The sequence below is a fragment of the Ureibacillus terrenus genome, assembly GCF_006569205.1.
GTDB classification, from domain to species: domain Bacteria; phylum Bacillota; class Bacilli; order Bacillales_A; family Planococcaceae; genus Ureibacillus; species Ureibacillus terrenus.
On record NZ_VIGD01000058.1, the window covers coordinates 1 to 1,283 of the forward strand.

1 protein-coding gene is annotated in these 1,283 nt (G+C 42.1%); it reads left to right on the top strand.

Features of this window, described 5'->3' with window-relative positions; all coding sequences use genetic code 11:
- Positions 1-87 precede the first annotated feature (87 nt).
- Positions 88-1,283, top strand: a protein-coding gene (locus FKZ59_RS14350; RefSeq protein WP_220125049.1) for an IS3 family transposase whose coding sequence is annotated in 2 segments (ribosomal slippage) — positions 88-376 and positions 376-1,283 — 1,197 coding nt annotated over the 2 segments. Because the reading frame shifts where the segments join, the coding sequence is not laid out codon by codon here. This gene is flagged as partial in the annotation.

Below are 1,283 nucleotides of genomic sequence, written 5' to 3' on the forward strand. Positions count from 1 at the left end.
ATCTCATTAGCCCCCTAATGAATTTGGACACTCGATAAGGTGTTTTTTATAATCGAAGGGACCAAATGAAGGGGGCTTTTGATGTACATGAAACGAAGAAAACATTCGAAGGAATTTAAGCTACAAGTGGTGAAAGAAGCATTAGAAGTTGGAAATAAAGCATTGGTAGCTAGAAGATACGAGCTTAGCCCGAATCTTGTGCAAAGATGGGTGAAGGCATATGAAGAAGGAAAACTAGGACAAGAAATGGTTTCCTCTCCCTCTTCAGCTGAAATCAAACGGCTGGAGGAAGAAAACGAGCAGCTCAAGAAGCTATTAGGGGAAAAAGATTTAGAAATCGCGATTTTGCGTGATTTGATAAAAAAGAAGAACCCTCACTTACTGAAAAATTGGAAGTAGCCGAGCAGTGGATCAAGAAAGGATATCCGATTACAAAAGTATTGGAGATTCTAGAAATCAATCGCTCAACCTACTATTATCAGCAGAACGGAAAAGTTGAGAAGAAAACAGTAGGTGGGGGACGTCCAACACCCGGCTACTCTCTAACGGCAACTGGCGAAAAAGTGTCAGACGAACAAATCCAAGAATGGCTCTCTGAGCTTGTGATGGGAGAAGGATTTGCCTACGGATATCGCAAGCTGACCATTCAGTTAAGAAGAGACCATCAGCTTGTGATCAGTAAGAAAAAAGTATATCGATTGTGTAAAGCGATGGACTTACTACGTCCGCAGCGAGAGAAACGGATTCCATATCCGAAGAAACTCGCTCGAAATCGCATTATTACAGGCTCGAATCAGTTATGGGAAATGGATGTGAAATATGGATATATCGAAGGAGAAGAACGCTTTTTCTTTGTTTTGTCGCTCATCGATGTGTATGACCGTTCGGTAATTGATTACCATATTGGGTTGAGTTGTTCAGGAAGCGATGCCGTAAAGACGCTTCAAAGAGCGTTATTCAAGCGTCAGCAATTTGAACAGGCAAATAAACCTGTGATTCGGACAGACAACGGCCCGCAATTTATTTCTCATGCCTTTGAAGCTGCCTGTGAGCGATTTGGAATCGAACATGAACGGATTCCACCACGGACGCCGAATATGAATGCACATATTGAAGCGTTTCATCGTTTACTGGAGGAGGAATGTCTAGGAAGAATGGCGTTTGACAGCTATGAAGAAGCTTATCAAGCCGTGATGGAGTACATGAAATTTTATAACGAGCGAAGGATTCATTCGAGTATTCTCGATCTTCCACCGCATGAATTTTACAAAAAAGCGCAAACG